Source organism: Bacillus sp. 220_BSPC, assembly GCF_001054655.1.
Taxonomy (GTDB): Bacteria; Bacillota; Bacilli; order Bacillales; family DSM-1321; genus Peribacillus; species Peribacillus frigoritolerans.
Genome location: NZ_JVPL01000078.1, coordinates 1 through 14,991 on the forward strand (window position 1 = coordinate 1; position 14,991 = coordinate 14,991).

Sequence of the window (14,991 nt, forward strand, 5' to 3'; positions counted from 1 at the left end):
TTAAACATAGTTGATTGGAGCGGGTGTGCGAGACTCCTGCGGGAATAGCGGTCCAAGGGAGACCCCACAGGCGCAAGTGCCCCCAGGGCGGACCGCCCGCGGAAAGCGAGTGCCTGAAGTGGAAATTAACGTCCAAATTTTTATAAGCAAAAAACAGTAGACAAATTCGATTTTCATCAAGTTTGTCTACTGTCTAAGATAGAGATTGCTTAAAAATCTCTATCTTTTTTTAGTTTCGTTAGTTCACCCTTACCTTCAATATTTCAAATCCTTTAAAACGATCATAATGCTTTCAATAGCCATTCTATGTCAGCTATAATAGAAGAATGTAACCCAACTGGAGGAAAAAAAATTGACTAATAGATTAGGTTTAGTACTGGACGTAGAAACTACTGGTTTACGTCCCTCTTCAGATGAAATTATCGAGCTTGCCCTTATACTCTTTACATACAGCAGTGAAACAGGGGAAATCATTAATCTTATTGATCAAGAATCATTTTTAAGGGAGCCTCTCTCCTATGGAGCAAGAAGGAATTATGATCAAGCATACAGAATTCATGGAATTCCATACAGCTCCGTAGAAGGAAAGAGTTTTCATGATGAAAAAATTAAAACCTTCATTGACCGTACCGATTCGATTTTCGCACATAATGCTTCTTTCGATAGAAGTTTTCTCTACCAAATGTATCCGGAAATCAATGATCAAAAGTGGTACTGTACGATGCGGAATGTACCTTGGAAGCAATATGGATTTGAGAATAGTAAACTCTTAACATTACTGCAGGCACATAATATCACCAATTTTCAAACACACAGGGCCATGGACGATATATCTTACCTAATGGAGCTTATGAGAAAACCAGGTCCTTCTGGCCATCCTTATTTAAAGGATGTCATTGCAAAAAATCCAATGAAGAAATATGCACCTGCATCCCAAAAGACAAGGGTATAAAAGCTGTTTAAATACTTTTACACTCTTGTACAGGTTGCGCCATAGTTTTGTCACTATAATCGTTTTTTGACATCTTTCCCTTTCCTTGTGAACAGGAAGCGCTTGGCACATATAATACTCAGGTTTTTAATAGCGACTCATGACGGGTACCTGTTTCAGTTTGTAGACAATGGGGTTCGGAATTAAAAAATTCAGAACCCCCTTTGAAATATGTTTAGAAAGGATCCTCATCACCTCAGCTTTTAAAATTATATTTTAAACCAATAAAGACTTTAGGCAAAGGGTTCTATCTAAAAGTTAAAACAAAGTTGATTGAAGCAGAGGGTGCGAGACTCCTGCGGGAATAGCGCCTCTAGGGGAGACCCCGCAGGCGTAAAGGCGCCGAGGGCGGACCGCCCGCGGAAAGCGAGTGCCCGAAGCGGAAATCAACGTCTAAATTGTACATCCATAAAATACTGTAAACAAACTCACTTTCCTCGAATTTGTCTACAGTCTGAAACAGCGACCCAGATGGGTCGCTGTTTTTTTGATCATTGTTTTTGATCATTGTACAGTTGCTTCTTCCTGATTTTCATTCAATGTGCCGTTCATTTTCTTATACCGATAAATAAAGTAAAGAAGTGATAAGATTAATGCTGTAACGAGGAATATCGCCAATATGGCAAGATTATGCCACATGAAGCTATAATCTCCTGTTGAGATGACAGCACGAAAAGCATTAATGGAATAAGTCATCGGCAGGAACGGTGTGAATCCTTGCAAGAAACCAGGTACTAATTCATTGGGGAATGTTCCGCCACTGCTGGTCAGTTGGAGAATCAAAATCAATAATGCTATGAACCGGCCTGGATTGTCAAAGGCTGAACCCAGGAACTGAATGATTGCCATGAATGTGCAGCTAGCAAGAATGCTTACTGCAAAAAACAGCGGCAGGCTCGTAACATTGATTCCAAGGCCCAAAATTAAAATCGAGTCCACCAATATGGCTTGACAGATTCCGATGAGTGCCATGACGCTGTATTTACTAATAAACCAGCTAAATCCACTCGCAGGTTTAACAGCAGGATCTCTTAACGGGAAAATGATCGTCAGAACGATAGCCCCGATAAATAAACTTAATGAAATTAAATACGGTGCAAAACTAGTGCCATAGTTCGGTACATTATTAATTGGTAATTTATCTACTTTAACTGGGCTTGCAAACATGTCATAAACTTCTTCATTGGATTTGATCTTGCCTGCTTCATTTGCCCCGTCATTCAATTCGTCATGTAATTCTGCAGAACCATCTGAAAGTTTGGCGATTCCATCTTGTAACTTAATGGCTCCATTCGCCAGTTCTCCCATACCGCTAGTTAGGCTGTTTGAACCCTCCTTCAATCTATCCGTTCCTGTAACGAGACCTTTGGAACCTTCTGAAAGCTGTGAGGTTCCACTTGATAATTGCTTGGAGCCATCTTCAAGCTGATCAAGCCCGCTTACCAAGTTATTGCTGCCTTCCGTTAATTGTCCAAGTCCACTCTGTGCTGAATCTATACTTTCGCCAAATGTTGTCAAACCAGACACCAATTGACCTTGGCCATTTTTCAGTTCATTCGCCCCATTGGCGAGTTTATCCTGAGCTTGCTTCAATTGCGTGAAACCGCCGCTTAACGCACTAGTGCCTTCACTTAACTGATTGGCTCCATCACTAAGGCTATTTGAGCCTTTAGCCATTTCGGTTGCACTGGCCGATAGTTTTCCCACTCCTTCAGATACTCCTTTACTACCTTCACTGATGCGTGTTAGAGAAGAAATCACTCCCTCCAAACGCGCTTTCTCTGCAGGATCATCCGTAGCTTCAGATTGTTGTTCCAATCCGGAAATAACCTCATCCAAACCTGCCGAAACTTCAGATGCCCCCGCTTTTGCTTCGTTCGATGCTGCACTCCATTCAGACAATGAACCTGAAAGCTGGGCGGCACCAGCCGCTACACCATTTGCCCCCTCAGTCAAAGCGGGCAGCTTTTCATCCATTTGATTGAAGCCCTCTAATGACTGCTGCAATCCAGAGGCCAATTCACCAGTTCCCGCTTCAGATTTCTTTGCCCCTTGCAAAAGCTCGGATTGACCATCTTTCATTTGCCCAACACCAGAGCTAAACTGTTGTAACCCTTGATTAAGTTCCTTTGATCCTGCAGCTGCCGAACCGACCCCATTCGAAAAGGTCAATGATTTTTCAGCTAATTTTTCCAGGTTTTCATGGATTTCGACAGAACCTGAATGAAGGGAGTCAATTCCTTTATCCACTTTTTTGGAACCTTCTTTAGCTGAGATAATCCCTTCACCAAGTTCACTGGAGCCGTTTTTCACTGTATCTGTTCCGTCTTTCAATTCTCCAGCTCCATCACTGGCACTTTTGAGTCCGTCAGCCACTTCGTTCAAATTATCGAACATTGACTCCGCATAGGTTTTCGTTACCGCCGACGAAACCTCCCCTTTGATTCTCTCCGAAGCTGCATCACCTATTTTAGTGGATATATAATTGAACCCTTCATTGGACGTATAAATTAAATCAAGTTTTTTCGGATTGTCCTCCTGCAAGGTCGTTGCATTCTTCGAAAAGTTTTTCGGAATTTCTATTTTCATGTAATAATCTTGATTTTCCAGGCCTTCATTGGCTTCTTTTTGACTGACGAAATGCCAATCGAAATCCTTCTTTTCCTTTAACTCCTTGACTAAATCTTTTCCTATTGTAAGTTCCGTTTCATTGAATTCCGCACCTTCATCCAAATTGACAATGGCTACAGGCAATTGATCCACCTTACCATATGGATCCCAAAATGCCCAAAGGAATGTGCCGCTATATAACAAAGGAATCAGTATGATCCCTATTATGGAAATGAGTATCATAGGATGTTTTATTATGGCTAAAAATTCACCCTTTAAAGATTTTAACACGCCTACCAAGCCCTCCTATACGACGAATATGCCGTTTATTTAATCTATCTCGGTGAAAACGGATGAAAGAATACAAAATTAAGTCATATGCTTCTGCAATGTAAATTTAAAATTCTTCATCTTCACCTAAATATATATTACTTTTTAAACAATTAATAATATATGACTAGATTGTTCATTTGGTCATTATCACGAAAATAATATAACATTTATCCATCTTTTTATCAATATTTTTTCACAGCGATACATCCTATATATATACTGCTGCTTTTATCTTTAAATCCATTTAGATTGCCTTTTAAGCTGAAAATACTTTATTATGAATTAGCCCTGATATTACATGGAAAAAAAGGGTACCCATAATGGATACCCCTTTTATTAGCTATATTAGCATAATTAAATAAAGCGCTTTCATATCATTTCGATATAATTCCTTTTAATTTTTCCGCCTGCCCGGTCAATTTATTCAAGGACTCCTGATACTCTTTTTCTAATTGTTTTATGATGCCTGCAGCGGTATCTATTTTTTTAATCGCCCCCACACCATGACCCGCTGACCAAATATCACGCCACGCTTTAGATTCAGACGATTTGGACATGCTGTCAAAATCGACTTTTTCTTTTTTGGATAATTTTTCTGGGTCCAATCCTTCCTTCCTTATGCTCGGTTTAAGCATATTACAATTAACGCCTGAAAATGCATCAGTCAAGATGATGTCATCATGGTCAGAATCGACAAGCATTTCACGATATTCATCATTTGCCCTGCTCTCTTTCGCCACGATAAAACGTGTACCCATATATGCAAGATCCGCTCCTGCCGCCTGAGCTGCCAAAATACTGTGACCAGTACTGATCGATCCGGCGAGCAAAATAATTCCGTCCCAGAATGTCCTAACGCTGTCCACGAAAGCAAAGCTATTTATGTCACCAGCATGACCGCCTGCTCCCGCAGCAACCAAGATCAATCCGTCCACACCTGACTCCGCAGCTTTCTTTGCAAAATCCACAGAGCTGACATCCGAAAAGACCAACCCGCCATAGCTATGTACGACATCCACCACATGTTTTGGTGAACCTAATGATGTAATGACGATGGGAGGCTGATGCTTTTTGACCAATTCCAACTCTTCTTCAAGCCGACTATATGTACGGTGAACAACCATATTCATTGCCCATGGGGCTATCTTTGAGCCTGGTTCTTTATCCTTTGCTGCAAACAATGTATCGTTTATGTCACCCATCCATTGATCCAGTACCTCTATCGGCCGCGCATTCGGTGCTGGAAAAGAGCCGATCACCCCATTCAAACAGCATTCTTTCACTAACTCAGGGCCGGATATTAAAAACATAGGTGCTGAGATAACTGGTAAAGTTAATTGATTCCACCACTGTTCAGGCAAACTACTTGTCATCCTTATACCTCCCATTATTAATATATTACCAAAATATAACACTACAAGATTATCATACTTCTAAAAGACACAATTTTCAAGAAATTAATTCAGCAGCTAAAATTTACTTGTCATGCAGCGCCATTTAAATAAAAAAACTGTATATGGAATACGTTCCATATACAGTTTCGATTCAATTTGAAAGCACCCATTTCCGAATGGCCTTAGCTACACCATCTTCTTCGTTTGTCGCTGTAATCCAATCTGCTTTTTCTTTCACAATTTCTTGGGCATTTCCCATTGCCACGCCCACTTTTGCTTCAGAAATCATCGCAAGGTCATTAAGGCTGTCACCCACTGCCATTACATTTTCCATGGTAATGTCGAGCAATGAACATACGAGCTTTATCGCTTTCGCTTTATTGACGCCCATGGCATTCACTTCAATATTCGTTGGACTTGAATTGCTTATTTCAAAGGTTCCTTTTGATACCAGTTCATCCATGATGATTTGGCGGATGCTTTCATCATTTGTATCAAAACCGAATTTAAGCCATTGCGAATCATGGATTTTTTCAGGCATTTCAGCTCTGTAAATATTATCGCAGCTAATGGCCCAAAAATGTGTACCATGTTTTTGGCTTAATTCCCACATCCATTGTATGGATTCACTATCGACGATATTCCTTTCCACCAGTTTTCCTTGGTTATCGTAAATTTCGCTTCCGTTTACTGTAATGAGGTATGATTGGAGTTCCATTGACTTTGCAAAATCACTGCACGTCGCATAGGATCTTCCTGTGCTCAATACCACAAAAACCCCTTGATTTTCGGCTTCTTTTATCGCTCTCCGATTTTCTTCAGATATCTCTCCAGCCTTATTGAGAAGCGTGCCATCCATATCAAGTGCAACTAGCTTAATATTTTGTTTCTCCATTCTTATTCACCCTTCCATAATCCTTCTTTATGTAACTAAGTCCATGATAGCTTATAATGCATACCCAAGGAAAGTACGTGATGAATTGAACAGGCATTATCATTAGTGTCATGATTTATAATCACACAATTATCCTGATCATGACACTTTGTATTCTGCCAATATTTCTACTCGCTGTCTTTTTTCATTTCATTCAATTCTTTTTTTATCTGACCTTCCCATTTTGGGATACCATCATTTTCATCAAATTCTATAATGACATCCGTTACCCCTCTTTCCTTTAATATCTGATTAAACAGCCGATCTTTAATGTCGTCCGCCTGTGCGATTGAAATATGGGGATCCAGTTCAACTTCAAGTTCAACATGAAAGTCTTCCCCTTCTTTTATTACGGCCAGTTTCTGTATATCCCTTACGTCTGCATCATCCATGACCATCGTTCCAATTTTTTGCCGCATTTCAATATCGGCTTCCCCAAGAGCACCTGCAGCATTGTCAAGAAATACCCTTCCAACCACATAGAACATACCAAGACCGATCATGACGGAAGCAACTCCTTCCGCCTGGATAAAAGGCGTGAAGTTTGCTAATAAAATGGCAATTATCGCAAGTACGCCGCCACCGGTCGCAACCATATCTTCCATAAATACTAATTTCGTCGCTGGTTTTGCCCTTTTTAAACCAGAAAAGCTCTTGAATATGACGGCTGCCCCTTTAGCTTCGATGCCAGTCTCATGGACCACTTCTTTCATCGCTTTAAATAATACATATGATTCCAACACAACCGCTAACGAAAGGACGGACAAGTTAATAAGGATACCAGTTGATTCTGCAGGGTGCAAAATGTGATGGAACCCTTCTTTAATCGTTTCATAAGACATGATCCCGACAACCAATACTGCCCCTAGTAATACAAGGTTAACCAAACGTCCAAAACCATCAGGGAATCGATCAGTTGGTGACTTTTTACTTAGTGCGGAACCAATGAAGACGAAAAACTGATTCGCAGCATCGCCCAAAGTATGTAAAGTTTCTGCGAACATCGCGACATTTCCTGTCATGAAATAGGCAATCCCCTTTAGCACTGCGATGATACTATTCACACAGGCAGCAATGAACGCCGATTTATTACCTTGTTTCAATAATCGAAATAATTCTTTCATATAAAAATCCCCCCTCATCTTTTTTATAAAAGCATGATCATAATGTATTATCCCCAACACGGGAAAATATGAAACCACAAACCCAAAACCAATACGATTGGAGAAAGGTTATAAGTTGTATCTCCCACAAACGAATATATTCCAGTGGTGGACGCATCTATTCTAATAAGTTCATGTAATCATTCATTTCTTTAGATGCCTGAATACGGCAATAAAAAAAGGAGTAAGCGGCGGCTTACTCCAAATCATCCAATAACTTCGTGTGTTCATCCTTCTTTTTTCACTAACTTGGATGGATTATTTACTTTATAGCGTATTTCTTTATTGTATTTTTTGTCGACCACTTTTCCATCAAATTCGATTGCGTCTCCTTCTTCGAGCTCAGCTTTTTTTAATGTCTTGCTATATCCACACCAAGCATCGCCGATAGTCAATTCAGGCTCCGTTGTCACTTTGACATTCTCCAAGAGTATGACTTCATCTTCTTCACCAGTGAAATGGTTCATTTTTTCCGCGAACTCCTTGACGGTCGCGGTGAAATGCACTTTTTCCCCAGGCAAGTCCAGCTTAGGTTTTGCTGTTTTTTTAGTTTTGGTTTTTGCCTTTTTTGGTTCTTCACTTGGCTGATCGGCGTTTTCCGTAATTGGTGCTTCATCCACCTGCTCAGTTTCACTTGAAACTGCAGCTGTTTCGGAAACCGGGCCACTCAACAGTTCTTTTCCGAAACTGGAGCTTTGCATTTCCTTTAAATAGGAAGGGTTAATGCAGCTAAGCTTACCATTTTCAAATTGAACGACTACAGTGTCAAGTCCGTTGCCATATTGTTCATAACCTGCCAATTTGACTTTTGCTTGAAAACTTCCGCTTTTATATAATAGTTCTCTTTTAACCGAACGGGCAGTGAATAATTTCCATTCCAATCCTTTAGCGATATAGTCCGTATCATCTAAAAAAGGGATATACTCTCCTTTTGGTGCAATATAATGAATCAAACCTTCAGCTGGAGTTTCAGCCACAGTCACCACTCCTAATCTTTTCTATAGATTATATTCTAGCAAAGGATTTCAAAGTTGCAAATGAATGAATATCATAATAGATCAGAGGGGGTGGCAGTCATGGTTACGATCATACATAAACGCCCTCATGAAATGAATGCAATCATTTTTGGAACCAGAAAAAAAACTGCCCACTAAGGGCAGCCCAGGCTGTAGACAAATTCAAAAGAGCCTTTGCCTGCAATTTTATATTTAAAAAAAGTTCCAGTTGATTTCAGAAATCCGCTCCCTTTCCACCAAGCCTCATCAAAGCAGGCGCCTGTAGGATTTCGGCAAGCCAGTTATTCGGCAGGATTGTTGCAAATTCCTTCTATCAAGTGAGGATGGTTTCATAAAACAGTAAAAACCATGAAGTAAAAATAGTCTTTAACATGGTTCAGGATGAGACCAACCTACAGTTTTTTCTTAATAAACAATCCAGTTGATTGGAGCGGGTGTTCGAGACTCCTGCGGGAAAAGCGCGTCCAAGGGAGACCACACAGGCGCAAAGAGCGCCGCTGAGGCTCCCGGGACCGCCCGAGGAAAGCGAGTGCCTTGAGTGGAAATCAACGTCCAAAGTGTACAAACCCCGAAAAAAAGTAAAAAACATGAAGGATAACTTAGTCTTCTTTTAAAATCATGGTTTGTTGGGAAGAGACTATTTCGAAACCCCTATAGTCGACAAACGGAGCTGCCCACTAAAGGGAGTCTTTTATTAGAATAGTCAATCTTTTTTCTCTATAATCGGACAAAACGACTACATTCCTCACCCTTCCTTAACGTGGATATTTTTTAGTTTTTCTTTTTGTTCAGCAGCAATTACGTTTTTCTTATGATAAAACAGAAAGTATGACCCAATAACTAGAATCGTGAGAAGGGTTGTAAGAAAGAATTGCAATCTCATGGAATCAATAAACGCCTGAGCAACGAATATAATAAATAAGACAGCAATGGTCGCATAGGTTAAATAAGGGAATAGCCACATTTTCACTTTAAGTGTCCCGGGATTTTCTTTTTCCGTCTTTTTCCGTAAATATAGATGAGAAAAGGCGATAAAGATATACATGATCATCGTGACTCCTCCCGAGCTGTTTGCGAGAAAAGCAAACAATTTATCAGGGGAAACAAATTTAAATGTCGTGAACACATAAGCAAAGAAAACACTTGCCATTAACGCCCAAATCGGGATTCCCCGCTTATTCACTCGGGAAAGGATTTTCGGTGCATCACCTTTTTTTGATAAAGAATATAACATACGAGAGCTTGTATATAGGCCAGAATTCAAAACAGAAAGCAATGAAGTGAAGATAACGATATTCATGATTTGACCCGCTGCCGGCAGGCCTGCCATGTCAAATACGCTGGCATAGGGGGTTTTCAGTAAATCTTCAGCACCTTGGGGGATTACGAGAACCAACACAGTCACTGAACCAACAAAGAAAAGAAGAAGACGCCATACGACACTGTTTATGGCTCTAATAATGTTCTTTTCAGGGTTTTCAGACTCTCCTGCAGCAATGGCAGCTACCTCACTTCCCGATAAAGAGAAAGTGATGAATATCACACTAAGAAGGACAGGCAGAAAACCTTTTGGTAAAAATCCTCCCTCTCCAGTAATGTTTGAAAGGCCTGGTGAATCAAATCCCGGAACCAATCCAAAAATCATGGCGGCACCAAGGAAGAGGAATATTACAATGGCAGCCACTTTCATGAAAGCTAACCAGTATTCAAATTCCCCATAAGCTTTGACTGAATAGATATTCGTAATCGTCATTAATATAGGGAATGATAGACTGGCAGCCCACATAGGTATACCAGGAAACCAATCATGAATCATAGTTCCCAATAACGTAGTTTCAATAGCAATGATGATAACCCAGTTGAACCAGTATAGCCAGCCGATCGTGTACCCGGCCCAAGGACCGAATGCTTGATGTGCATATGTTGAGAAGGATCCGCTATCAGGATTTACAACAGCCATTTCACCCAGCATACGCATTATAAGCACGATCATCAATCCTGCGATTATATACGATAAAATCGCACCAGGTCCTGCTGAATCAATTATGGTTCCGCTTCCGATAAATAGTCCTGCCCCAATTACCCCGCCAATAGAAATCATTGTGACATGCCTGGTCTTGAGACCATGTTTCAATTCATTTGTTTGAAGTGCCACTATTGTCACCATCCTTTAAAACTGTCAATTTACCGTTTTGTAAGCAGTAAACCACTGCTCATGGGTACCCTAGTAGAAATCTTTCATTCAAAAAAACAATGTTTACAGTCCTATCCTCGTTTCATCATTAGTTTTAATGAGGCCAAATTCACAATCGTTATATGTATATTGCGCGTCGTATATTCTATTGACCGGTAATGCATTTCTATTTATACTCTCTCTTTACTACCATCAGCCCCTCAATGAATTACACGGAAAGTACAATGGTTGTTGATTTTTCACTTTCGCTTTTTGTTGAGTGAAGTCCTTTTATGTAAAAAAACCAGCTCTTATTCTTTCTTTCCTCACTCTTCTTTGTTATAAGCACCCTCCCTCACTAAAATTTCTTACCTATATAAAAATAAAAGCAATATCCATGCCAAAAAAAGGATAGTTATTTAATTAGGGTTTAACGCTTTTATAAATCCAAAACGATTCATTGTTGCATCATAAATGCATTTTTTGATTCATATATTAATTATTGACCCTTTTTGATTCACAATTGAATTAAAAAATGACAATTTAACTGATTTTTTTTAGATTTCGACACCGTTATATACCGAAAAATAACAGAGATAAAAAGAAGATGCCAAAAACCAAATTATGATTTTGCATCTTCCAAAAATATTTATTTTCATTGAATGGTTTTATGTAAAATACCGGCAGATCCGAAACGGCCTTTCCTATTAATCAAAAATCTGTACATGCTTCTAAAAATAACGATATGTATACTATATTGTTATATGAAAAGTCACTATATGATATGTATTAAACCCTTATAAGCTCATTCTGGACTTTAGGGAAATGGATGCTGAATGTGGTTAAATTTTCATTGGAGACACAATTCATATATCCATCATTACTTTCAATGATCTTTTTACATACGTATAACCCAATTCCCGTTCCTAACTCTTTCGTCGTGACAAAGGGTTCAAAAATAGATTCAATCAATTCACTGGCAATGGCCGGTCCATTATTTGAAATTCTAATTATTCTCTCATTCGCCTCGATTAAAGAGTTTATCCTCAAAATTCTTGGATGTTCCTTATCTTTTAAGGCATCAATCGAATTTATAAAAAGATTCAAGAACACTTGTTTTAACCCATCCTTGCTCGCTGTCATGACGAAGTTTGGATAAATATCTATTTCCACATTAACACTGGCATCCACAATATTTGCATAAGTCAGTTCTTGTATTTCTTCAATTAGCTTTAACACTGAAATTTCCTCTCTTTGTTCCTCATTAAAATCTGATTTAGAGGTATGGAGGAATTGGGTTATCCTGAAATTCAACTGATTTAACTCATAATCAATGATATCCAAATATTTCAAATCCGGGTTCTCCCTCTTCAGTAATTTATTGAACCCCATGATAGCTGTAAGAGGATTTCGGAATTCATGTACAAAGCTTGATGATATCTGGCCCAATACCGCTAATTTATCTTTGTGGTTTTCACTTATATAAGACTTTTTTTCCTCAATCACTTCATTTGTAAGATTCGTATATCTCGTTACTGCATGGTAGCTGAACGTATCAAAGTGCAAGTTGATGTCATTAATGAATTTCTGCATATAATTAATCGGGATATTTGCCCCAAAAAGATTTCTGATTATGATATTTCTCCCCAAATTGATATTATATAGAAAATCCCCAATGTTGATATTCGCTTCAAGACGTTCTTTTGCAACCTGGTAAGCCAATTTAATCAGCACATCTTCAGACAGTACTTCCTTGAACGTTTGGATCACCAGTGAGTACATTCCATAACCATTTTCTTTAATCTTTTCTTTGTAGGGATCTATTTCATTGATCTTAATAGTCTCGTTCCATTCATTTAAAAACTCAGATTCTTTTTCTTCCAAATATTGAATCAATACAAATTTATACTTCTTATGTTCAGATGACAACTTCATACTATTGACCACACATCCCCTTACGGAAATTTAGATACTATATCAATAACATCATTCTATATGAGATTTTGATTTCCTGCACTTCATTATTTATAGTAGTGAAATGTAGCTTATAAGGAGACAAGGTATGCATGTTCGCATATAGTTACTTGCAATAACAAGAACCGACCAAATCAGGTCGGGAATCTGAGAGATTTTAAAAGAAAAATTATCATACATGTTTTTTTATATACTAAGGAACTCTTACTTTTGAAAGTTGATTCCATATTTTTTCATTTTTCTATAAAGCGTATTTCGGCCGATGTCGAGTTGTTTCGCGGCGTTACTGATATTTCCACCTGTTCGTTCCAATGCATTTCTGATAAGCTGGGTTTCTTGTTCTTGAAAGTTTCTTGGTTCTCGATCGGCAATTGCCCCTTCCTCATTTGTAATGGAAGAAACAGGACAAAGTGCCACAAGCATGTCCCTTGTAATCGGGCCCTTATCAGCTAGGAATGCAGCCTGTCCGAGAACGTTTTGCAATTCACGGAAATTTCCTGGCCACGAATATTCCAAAATGAATGTTTTAGCTTCGACTGTTAGTTCGGTATATTCGCTCTTATAAGGTAAATCCGCTAAAATGTATTCTGCTAAGAGCAATAAATCTTTACGACTCCTCAGATTTGGAAGTTTTAAAGATAATCCACAAAGGCGGAAAAATAAATCTGCACGGAATTCTCCAGCTTCCATTTCTTTTTGTAAGTCTTTATTGGTGGCAGCAATGACCCTGACATCGATTGGAATGGAAGCATGTCCGCCGACACGCGTCACACTTCGTTCCTGAAGCACACGGAGCAGAGACGCTTGAGCTTGAAGCGGCATGTCCCCGATTTCATCCAAAAACAGGGTTCCTCCATCTGCAGCTTCGAACTTCCCCTTATGCCCGCCGCTTTTTGCTCCAGTAAAGGCACCCTTTTCATACCCAAATAACTCACTTTCCAATAAGTTTTCAGGAATTGCGCTGCAATTGACGGCGATGAAAGGCTTATCACTTCTTAAGCTATACCCATGAATGGATTGGGCGAACAGTTCTTTTCCCGTTCCGCTTTCTCCAGTGATTAGCAGGCTGATATCAAGCGCTGAAGCTCTTTTAGCAATGGATATGGTTTGATTCATTTGCGGATCATTACTTATTATATCGGTAAATTGATAACGATTGGTTGTTAATCCATCAATCAATTTCTGTTTTTTTAACCGTACGGTCACGGATGATTGATGTTCCATATTTTTGCCAAGGGTTTGAACCAAGAATTCCTGGTCTTTAATCGAAACCCTCCGCTCTAGAACAAGTGGGTCTGTTCCTGATACAATATTCGATACCTGTTTTTCCAATGTGCCGATAACATGTGACGCCGCTGAATTGAGATCTGTAACTTTCCCCTCTTTATCAAGGGTAATTAACGGATCAGGGTATGAGTCATATATAAAATAAAGGTTTTTCTCCCTTTTTTGTGTATGGGACAACAAGAGTGCTTGTTTGATGCTATCAGCCACCCTCTGAACTAAGCTAATGGAAAAAGGATGATAATTCTGTTGATGACTGCTTAAGTTCAAAACTCCAAGCAGGTGCCCATCAGGGTGATAAATGGGCGATGCGGCACAAGTAAGGAAATGGTTATCCTGATGAAAGTGTTGACTGCCATGAATCAATACAGGGTTCTTCTCCACTATGGCTGTTCCTATTGCATTTGTTCCTTTTGATTCTTCTAGCCAATTGGCCCCTTTTCTTAAGGAAACATTATCTGCATGGCGGATGAAAGCTGGATCCCCAACTGTTTCGATGATATATCCTTCAGGAGCAGCAAGTAATAAAATGGACTCCAAACCATTAATCGAATGATAAACTTCTTCTAAAATGGGAGAAGAATGGTACAGGAGTTCTGCATATCGATCGTGGTATTCGGCCAGCTCAAAAGCACCAAGCATATCTTCCTTATCCATCATGCTTGGCTGAAGTCCCTTCGAAATGCACCGCTGCCATGATTCTTGAATAAATGCCGGTATGGTTCCTTTATCCGCGCTTATATTAACAGACATTGAATAATCCTCCCGTATGTATAATCAAGTAAATCGGCTTCTTTTTTTAGGGTTCGTTCCTTCAATTTAATTATAACAGAAAATTCAGATATCCACCAAAATGAAAACAAGCATATGTGAACTACTAAACTTTTTTGTTCCATATTGGAACACCTGCCTGTTCCAATATGGAACAGTAAGGCACCTTCCCTTTTCCCTCCACCACCTTATTAACTGATTTCATCGGTTTTTTGTTATGGCATCAGTCTTGCATAATTACATGTCGAGATATTGATTCCTTTTGATAAAGGGGGGAAAGAAAGAAATCAAGATAGTCAGAATTGCTGCAAGTCTGCCAAAGGGAATTGGATAAAAAACATAATAGTA

9 protein-coding genes are annotated in these 14,991 nt (G+C 39.2%); 1 reads left to right on the forward strand and 8 read right to left on the reverse strand.

The genetic code is table 11. The features are described 5' to 3' along the window. Positions 1 to 352: 352 nt before the first annotated feature. The gene (locus ADA55_RS04370) at positions 353 to 952 is read left to right on the forward strand and encodes an exonuclease domain-containing protein (RefSeq protein ID WP_048679624.1); all 600 of its coding nucleotides are present in this window, start codon (positions 353 to 355) and stop codon (positions 950 to 952) included. Positions 953 to 1,495: 543 nt separating this feature from the next. Here the strand turns inward: ADA55_RS04370 and ADA55_RS04380 are convergent. From ADA55_RS04380 to ADA55_RS04415, 8 genes are all read right to left on the reverse strand, one after another. Then, complete coding sequence (locus tag ADA55_RS04380; protein ID WP_048679629.1) at positions 1,496 to 3,892, reverse strand: YhgE/Pip domain-containing protein; 2,397 nt, start codon at positions 3,890 to 3,892, stop codon at positions 1,496 to 1,498. Positions 3,893 to 4,308: 416 nt separating this feature from the next. Then, positions 4,309 to 5,307, reverse strand: coding sequence for an NAD(P)H-dependent flavin oxidoreductase (locus ADA55_RS04385; RefSeq protein WP_048679632.1), 999 nt, complete (start codon positions 5,305 to 5,307; stop codon positions 4,309 to 4,311). Between the two features lie 172 nt (positions 5,308 to 5,479). Further along, positions 5,480 to 6,223: a Cof-type HAD-IIB family hydrolase gene (locus tag ADA55_RS04390; RefSeq protein ID WP_176474892.1), complete on the reverse strand. Its 744-nt coding sequence runs from the start codon at positions 6,221 to 6,223 to the stop codon at positions 5,480 to 5,482. Between the two features lie 167 nt (positions 6,224 to 6,390). Further along, the gene (locus tag ADA55_RS04395) at positions 6,391 to 7,386 is read right to left on the reverse strand and encodes a cation diffusion facilitator family transporter (RefSeq protein ID WP_048679638.1); all 996 of its coding nucleotides are present in this window, start codon (positions 7,384 to 7,386) and stop codon (positions 6,391 to 6,393) included. A gap of 266 nt (positions 7,387 to 7,652) precedes the next feature. Then, the gene (locus ADA55_RS04400) at positions 7,653 to 8,402 is read right to left on the reverse strand and encodes a hypothetical protein (RefSeq protein ID WP_048679641.1); all 750 of its coding nucleotides are present in this window, start codon (positions 8,400 to 8,402) and stop codon (positions 7,653 to 7,655) included. A gap of 784 nt (positions 8,403 to 9,186) precedes the next feature. Beyond that, the gene (locus ADA55_RS04405) at positions 9,187 to 10,605 is read right to left on the reverse strand and encodes an amino acid permease (RefSeq protein WP_142398482.1); all 1,419 of its coding nucleotides are present in this window, start codon (positions 10,603 to 10,605) and stop codon (positions 9,187 to 9,189) included. Positions 10,606 to 11,403: 798 nt separating this feature from the next. Continuing rightward, positions 11,404 to 12,549, reverse strand: a complete 1,146-nt coding sequence (locus tag ADA55_RS04410) for a histidine kinase N-terminal domain-containing protein (protein ID WP_048679646.1) — start codon at positions 12,547 to 12,549, stop codon at positions 11,404 to 11,406. A 243-nt stretch (positions 12,550 to 12,792) separates the two neighbouring features. Further along, the gene (locus tag ADA55_RS04415) at positions 12,793 to 14,625 is read right to left on the reverse strand and encodes a sigma-54-dependent Fis family transcriptional regulator (protein WP_048679648.1); all 1,833 of its coding nucleotides are present in this window, start codon (positions 14,623 to 14,625) and stop codon (positions 12,793 to 12,795) included. Positions 14,626 to 14,991 lie beyond the last annotated feature (366 nt).